The sequence below is a fragment of the Gordonibacter pamelaeae 7-10-1-b genome (assembly GCF_000210055.1).
Taxonomy (GTDB): domain Bacteria; phylum Actinomycetota; class Coriobacteriia; order Coriobacteriales; family Eggerthellaceae; genus Gordonibacter; species Gordonibacter pamelaeae.
The window spans coordinates 1138594-1145462 of record NC_021021.1; the positions used below are offsets into that span (position 1 = coordinate 1138594).

5 protein-coding genes are annotated in these 6869 nt (G+C 64.9%); all 5 read right to left on the reverse strand.

Going from position 1 to position 6869, the window contains the following annotated elements:
* Positions 1 to 12 precede the first annotated feature (12 nt).
* The gene (locus GPA_RS05320; RefSeq protein WP_015539190.1) at positions 13 to 1677 is read right to left on the reverse strand and encodes an ATP-binding protein; all 1665 of its coding nucleotides are present in this window, start codon (positions 1675 to 1677) and stop codon (positions 13 to 15) included.
* Positions 1678 to 1710: 33 nt separating this feature from the next.
* Positions 1711 to 2379 (reverse strand): TorD/DmsD family molecular chaperone, encoded by a 669-nt coding sequence (locus GPA_RS05325; RefSeq protein WP_015539191.1) that lies wholly within the window; start codon positions 2377 to 2379, stop codon positions 1711 to 1713.
* A gap of 68 nt (positions 2380 to 2447) precedes the next feature.
* Complete coding sequence (locus GPA_RS05330) at positions 2448 to 3020, reverse strand: 4Fe-4S dicluster domain-containing protein (protein ID WP_015539192.1); 573 nt, start codon at positions 3018 to 3020, stop codon at positions 2448 to 2450.
* A 15-nt stretch (positions 3021 to 3035) separates the two neighbouring features.
* Positions 3036 to 5657, reverse strand: a complete 2622-nt coding sequence (locus GPA_RS05335) for a molybdopterin-dependent oxidoreductase (protein ID WP_015539193.1) — start codon at positions 5655 to 5657, stop codon at positions 3036 to 3038.
* Between the two features lie 246 nt (positions 5658 to 5903).
* The coding region (locus GPA_RS05340; protein ID WP_049784023.1) for a hypothetical protein at positions 5904 to 6869 on the reverse strand (966 nt) is incomplete at its 5' end.

Consider the following 6869-nt stretch of genomic DNA (forward strand, 5'->3'; position numbering starts at 1 on the left):
CCCTTGCCGTGCTCAGATCCCGTCCGGCCCATCCACCGGTATGCGCACCGTGAACACGCTGCCGTGCCCCAGCTCGCTCTCCACCGAGATGGTACCCCCATGCATCTCCGCGTACTCCTTCGCCAGCGAGAGCCCCAGGCCGGTGCCGTTGTAGCGGCGCGACGCCGACGAGTCGGCTTGCACGAAGCGGTCGAAGATGCGCCGCTGATCCTTCTTCGCGATGCCGATGCCCGTGTCCGCGACGCGCAGCCACACCTGGCCGCACTCGGGATGCCAGCTGATGGACAGGCGCACGTCGCCGCCCTCCGGCGTGAACTTCACCGCGTTGCCGCACAGGTTCTCCAGCACGTGGCGCAGCTTCTCGAAATCGGCCGTCACGAGCGGCACGTCGGGGTCTATCTCGCAGGCGAACGCGATGCCCTTGCGGTTCGCCAGCGGCTGCACCACGGCCTGCACCATGCCCGCGATGTCTCCTAAGTCCACCGTTTCCCTGTTCATCTCTATCCTTCCGGCGTCGAGCCGGCTCATCTCCAGTATGTCGTTGATCATCAGCAGGAGCGCGCGGCTGTTCGCCTCGATCTCGCGCCGCGTCTCCGCCTCCTTCTCGTCGGCAGGCTCGCTGTTGCGGTTCAGCAGCTCCGTGAAGGCGATGATGGACGTGAGCGGCGTGCGCAGCTCATGGCTCATCATGGCCAGGAACTCGGATTTGTAGCGGTTCTCGTCGCGCAGGCGGCCGTTGGCCTCCTCCAGCTGGGCGCGCTGCCGCTCGAGCACGGCGTTCGCCTCGGCCAGCTGCGCGGTGCGAACCTGCACCTGCGCCTCCAGGTTGCTGTATATGCCAGCCAGCTCGTGCGCCATCTCGTTGAACTCGGTCATGAGCGTGTTCATCTCGCGCGACGATTCCGTGTGCGCCAGCTCCACGTCCAAGTCGCCCGTCTGGATGCGCTCGACGCCCGCCTGTATCTTGCTGAGCGGCCGTGTGACAAGGTAGGTGAGCGCCAGGTACATGATGACCAGGCACGCCACCAGCATGCCGCCGAAGAAGATGACGTCCTGCACCACGGCGCCCTTCTCGCTGTCCATGTACACGTCGAGCGGTATGACGATGCTGATAGCCCCGCCCACGTCGCCCGAGCGCCATCCTTCCTTGGCATAGCCGGTCACGTCGATCTCGCCGGCAGGCTCGCCATGGCAGTCGAGGCAGTTCTTCTCGATGCGCATGGGCGCAAGGTAGCGGAACACCTCCTCGCCCTGGTACTGCGTGATCTCGTAGAACTCGCGGCAGGAGGAGTCGGCGTAGAACGCGTCGAGCGCGCGGGCCTCGAAGGCGTCCGGCTCGTCGGCTTGGTTGCGCGGGTTGAAGTTCACGAACCGCGTGGTGTAGCTGGACTGCGACGTGAAGAGCTGCCCGATGCTGCGGCCGGCGATAGCGCAGTGGAGGCCCTGGTACACGCCGTCATCGGTGTAGGATATCTGTTCGAGGCGGTCTTGGTTCGAGGCCATGAACTCCCAGACGGCGTCCATCTGCTGGGTGAGAACCATGCCCTTCTCGCGCAACTCGTTCTCCATCTGGGCGCGCTTGTTCTCGGACGTCCAGGCCAGGTTGGCCACGAGCGATACGGCGATCAGCACGATGATCAGGCCCGCGAACTTCGTCTTCAGCTTTATGTTCCCCATGACGCTGCCCCTCCCCAGGCGGTCGCGGCTACCCTACCCCGCGGCCAGCAGCTCCTCCAGCACCTCGGCGTCGCGGGCGCACACGAGGGCCGCCAGCTCTGCGAACCGCGGGTAGAAGGCCCCGGCACCGGCACTGTCCGCCAGCCGCTCCGCGAAAGCCCCGACCCATGCCAGCAGGTGCTCGCGCAGGAAATCACGCTGCACCGAGAGCAGATCCGCACTGCGCCCCTTGTCGCCCGCCTCGTATGCGGCGCGTGCGTCGGACGCGAGCGTCGCCATGAAGTCGAGCTCCACGGCCAGGTGGTCATCGGCCTCGTGGGGGTAACCCGCGGCGGCGTAGCCCGCCCGGCGGTAGGCCTCCCTCACGGCAAGCGTGCTCTCCTGGAACAGCAGCGGCTCCCCGGTAGCATACACCGACTCCCATGGTGGGGCGGGGAGCTTCGCCGGGCCGATGAAAAGTTTCGTGTACACACTGCGCAGCTGCCCGAGGCCGTTTGCGGCCGCCACCTCGGCGAGCGCATCCTGCAGGCGCGCGCCCTCGCCGTCCTCGCCGTCGAGCAGCGCGCATTCCTCTCGCGTGTGCGCATCGGCCACGATATCGAGCAGCGCGTCGTCGGGCTCGGCCGCGAAGGCCCGCCAGAGGTAGCGGTAGAGGAAACACCTGTTGGCGAGCATGGTGCCCGCCGCATCATCGTAGTGCATGTCGTCCCCCTTACGGGCAAGCTGCAGCGGCTGGGAGGGAGGAGGCCGCTGCAGCTTGTCATCGGATGTTACATGAGCGCCGACACGGGGTCGGGCTCGAGCGCCGCCGGCTTCGCCTCGATGGCGATGCTCGGCTCGGTCTTGGGCTCGGGCAGCACCGCGATGGCGTTCACCGCATCGGGATGCGCGGCGCGCAGCTCGTCGATCGGCCCGAACTCGAGGGCGCGCATCGGGCACGCTGCCACGCAGGCCGGCTGCTCGCCGTTCGCGCGAAGCTGGATGCAGCCGTCGCACTTGTGCGTCTTCTGGATCGATTCGATATGCTGCGGCACGCCGTACGGGCACGCCTTCACGCAGTACTGGCAGCCGATGCACTTCTCGTCGTCGTGCTGCACCGTGCCGTCTTCCTCGTCGATGTACATGGCAGCGTTAGGGCAGGCCGCCACGCACTCGGGCTTCTCGCAATGGTTGCACGAGCCGGAGTAGTGGTAGGTCTGCACGGCGGGGTACTCCCCCACCTCGAAGTCCGACAGCCTCCTGAAGATCACGCCCATCTCAAGGTCGTTCTTGTCCTTGCACGCAACCTGGCACGTTCTGCAGCCGATGCAGGCGGTCATGTCGAAGTAGAATCCGTTTCCCATCGTCGATCACCTCTCCTACATCTGCGCTTCGGGGATGCGCATGGGCTGCTCGCAGTCGGGTGCGAGCTCTTCCTGGTACTTCTCGATGTTGCCTATGCAGGTGTTCCAACCGGACACGCCCTGGCCCGACTGAATCTGCCCGGTGAGGATGTTGTCCGATCCGGCACGGTCGATGCCTTTTTCCTCGTCCATATCGACCCATGCGCCATGGGGCAGGCCGATGACGCCCGGCATGAAGCGCTGCGTGGGGCAGGCCGTGCGCAGGCACTTGCCGTGCGGGCTGGTGAGCAGCACCGTGTCACCTTCTTCTATTCCCTTTTCCTTCGCGTCCTGAACGCTGATGAAAACAGGGTTCGGCCAGGTCTCGCGCAGCCACTGCACGTTGTCGAACACGGTGTGGGAGCGGCGCAGGTAATGCGGGTTGTACACCTGGAAGGGATAGTCGCCCTTCACGCCCACCTCGAAGTCGCTATACGTGGCCTCGACACCCTCTTGCGGGGGAACATAGGTGGGGATGGCCTCGATCTTGCTGTAGCCGATGCCGTTTATGGCATCGCGCAAGGGGGCGCAGTATATCTCCTGCTTGCCGCTGGCCGTCTTCAGCGGGTTCGCCTCAGGGTCTTGGACGAACTTCTCGTAGGCGATGTAGGTGTAGCCGTCATCGGGCGAGCGGGGTATCTGGTACATGCCCTGCTCGATGAGCTCTTTCATTCCCAAGACGCCCTCTTGCGGCTCGCCTTCGCACTCCCATTCCTTGATGTCGTCCTCGGTGATGGTGACGAGCGGCTGCTTCTCGCCTGCCTCGTCGACGATATAGGCCCCCGCGAACTGGTTGAACAGCTGCTGCTTCACGCCGAAGGGGAATACTTCTTCGGAGTTGAGTCCCAGGCGCTTGCCTATCTCGCTGGCGATCTCCTCGTCGGACAGGCATTCGTACATCCGGTCGATCACCTTCGAGTGGTAGATGAGCGCCTCGCGGTTGCCTTGGAGGAAGCCGCCCTCCTTCTCCCAGTAGGACTCGATGGGCAGCACGAAATCTGAGTAGGCGGCGTTCGTGGTCATGAACAGGGAGTGCGTGACCACGAGGTCGACCTTGCGGTGAGCCTCGATGCCCTTGGCCTGCCCGTCGGTGGTCTGGAGCTTCGCGTTCATGCTATCGTGGTAGATGAGCTTGATGTCCACCTCGCGCGGCTCGCCGGGAACCTTCTTCGTGGAGCCGCCCGCATAGGTGTACTTACCGTCGACGATGGCGTTCCACATCTCCGTGTCGTTGATGCTCTCGGTGGCGGCCAGGGGGTTCTTGATGGAAGGCAGGCCGTTGGAGCCCGCGCCGATCAGGTACGTGCCGCCGCTGAAGGAGCGCGAGTGGCACGACAGGCCGCACATGTGGCCCGACTTGCCGAAGTGGCCGCCCATCGCGCCCAGCGTCATGACCAGCTGGGGCAGGCAGTCGGCGTTGTGCGTGCGAGCGGAGGCCCAGGCCATAAGGATGGCGGCCTTGTTGTCCTTGCCCACGAGCTCCGCCAGATAGCGGATGTTCTCGGGGCTCACGCCGCAGATCTTGGAAGCCCACTCGGGCGACTTCGGGGTTCCGTCGTGGGTTCCCAAGACGTAGTCCTTGAAGTTGCCGGCCGGATCCTCGCCCTCGGGCATGTGATCGGCATCGAAGCCTACGGTGTGCGCGTTCAGGTAATCCCAGTCGATCAGGCCCTTCTCGCCGTCAAGCTCCAGCATGGCGTTCGCGATGCCTAAAAACAGCGCCATGTCGGTCGAGGGGCGGCAAGGAATCCACTCGGCGTCAACGAGCGCGTAGGAGTCGTTGTAGAAGGGGTCGACCGCGACGAACTTCGCGCCGGCCTTCTTCATCTGCAACAGGTGGTAGGCAGGGTTGCCGGCGGAGGACCAGGCCGGGTTCGTGCCGAACATCACTACGACCTCGCTGTTACGCATGTCCAGGCGGTCGTTGATGCCCTCGTTCGGCTGCGGGGCGATGCCCACCACGTCGGGCGTGTACGTCCACGCGCCACGCGAGGTGGTGCCCCAGTGGCCGATGTAGCCGCCGTAGAGGCTCAAGAACTTGGACACGGGGCCGCCGTCGGCGAAGAACGCGCGGTTGCCGTGGGCATCCTTGATGCGCTTGATCTCGTCGGCGATATACGTATAAGCCTCGTCCCACGTGATGCGCTCCCATTCGTCCTTGCCGCGCATATCGCCGTGGGAGTTCTCGCCGCCGCCCGGCTGCCAGGACTTGCGCTTCATGGGGTACTTCAGGCGGTCGGACGAAAGCACGTGGTTGCGCTGCGCACGGCCGCGGACGCAGGCTCGCTGCTGCGGGTAGTCGGGGCTGTCCTCGTGGGTGTCGTCGGTCTTCTGGCGGATGACCACGCCGTCCTTCACGAGCGCCTTGTTGAGGCATCGACCGCCGCAGTTGTGCCAACAGGCCGCCGTGACCCAGGTGCCGTCCGTGACGTTGCGGACGTCGGGCGCCTTGTCCTCCTTCGCCGGCTCGACCTTGTTGGGCGCGCAGCCGGCCAAGCCGCCTACGGCCAGGGCGGCCGTGGCAGCGGCGCTGGCTTTGACGAAGCCCCTTCTGCTCAGCTCCGAAGACTGCCGAACCTTCTCCATATAGCTCGCCATCTCTTCCCTCCTTTTTCGTGCTTCCCCTTGGAGCAGCACCTTCTCGATGCCTTTCGATGAGATTACAAACCGGCAGCGTTAATAGCAATGGTTTCAGCCTTGAGTGTTTCTTAAGAAGATGTTTCCCAAATATTAATGATTACCTTAGTCTTATTATCTCTAAAATGCGGGAAGGCGGGCCGCTGGGCCCGCCTTCCCGCATAGTCGGCGTTGCGCGTCCCGCAAAGGGCGGGCGGCGCGGGGCGTTTAGAGGTTGCCGAACAGCAGTTCCGTCTCATCGGCCCAGGACTCTTCGTCGATGACCCAGGCATCCCCTTGCTTCACCAGGTCAACGCCAATATAGCTCTCGGTCGTGTCCGTGGTCTTCTCCATGGCGGCATTGAACAGCTCGCCGAGCTTGGCCTTCATGGCCGCCTCGTCCATCGAGCCCGCCTCCGTGGAGCGCGAGAACGCCGTGGCGTCCGTCATGAAGGTGCTAGCGAACGCGTACACGTCGCGCATGGTCACGTCGGCATACGTGGTGCCGGTGCCGTCGCTGTTCGTGTAGGTACCGTCAAGCTGGTAGTCGAAGTCGGCCAGCAGCCACTGGACGAACGCAACCGGGTCGACGCCCAGCTCGGCCAAGCTGTAGCCGGCGCTGTCGGCGAACTCGGCATCGAGCTGGGCCGCAAGCTGCTGCACGAACGCCGGGTCCTGATTCTTCAGCTTGTCGAGCTCCGCTTGGGCCACGGCCTCGGCCTGCTTCTCGTCCTCGGTCGCGCCGAGCGCGCTCGAATTAGAACCCGAGTCGGAGAGGGAGGGCGTGTTCTCCGTCACCGTGACGGAGCCGGGATGCGCTGCCACGTAGGCCATGGCGCCGAAGCCGATGACCAGGTACAGAATGAACGACAGCACGGAGAGCACGATGCCGATGATGCCGCACACCTTGCCGCCGGTTGCCTTGCCGTCCTTGCCGGCTTCTTTCACGGCCTTCACCGCGAGCACGATGGCGACGATGCCCAGGATGATGCCGAACAGCGGTGCCCACGCCAGCAGGATGGCGAAGATGCCGCACACGAGCGCGCCCGTGGCCTTGCCGCTCTTCGCCGGCTGCTGGTAGTAGCCGGCCATGGGCTGGCCGTAGGGGTTGACCGGCTGGCCGGGTGCGAAAGGCTGCTGCGGCTGGCCGTACGGCGCGGCGGCCTGGTAAGGCTGCGCGGGCTGGGCCTGGCC

Bases quoted from the DNA above. Each gene is read 5' to 3' on its own strand.
- GPA_RS05330 (WP_015539192.1), bottom strand. From the start codon at position 3,020: ATGGGAAACGGATTCTACTTCGACATGACCGCCTGCATCGGCTGCAGA.
- GPA_RS05320 (WP_015539190.1), bottom strand. From the start codon at position 1,677: ATGGGGAACATAAAGCTGAAGACGAAGTTCGCGGGCCTGATCATCGTG.
- GPA_RS05335 (WP_015539193.1), bottom strand. From the start codon at position 5,657: ATGGCGAGCTATATGGAGAAGGTTCGGCAGTCTTCGGAGCTGAGCAGA.
- GPA_RS05325 (WP_015539191.1), bottom strand. From the start codon at position 2,379: ATGCACTACGATGATGCGGCGGGCACCATGCTCGCCAACAGGTGTTTC.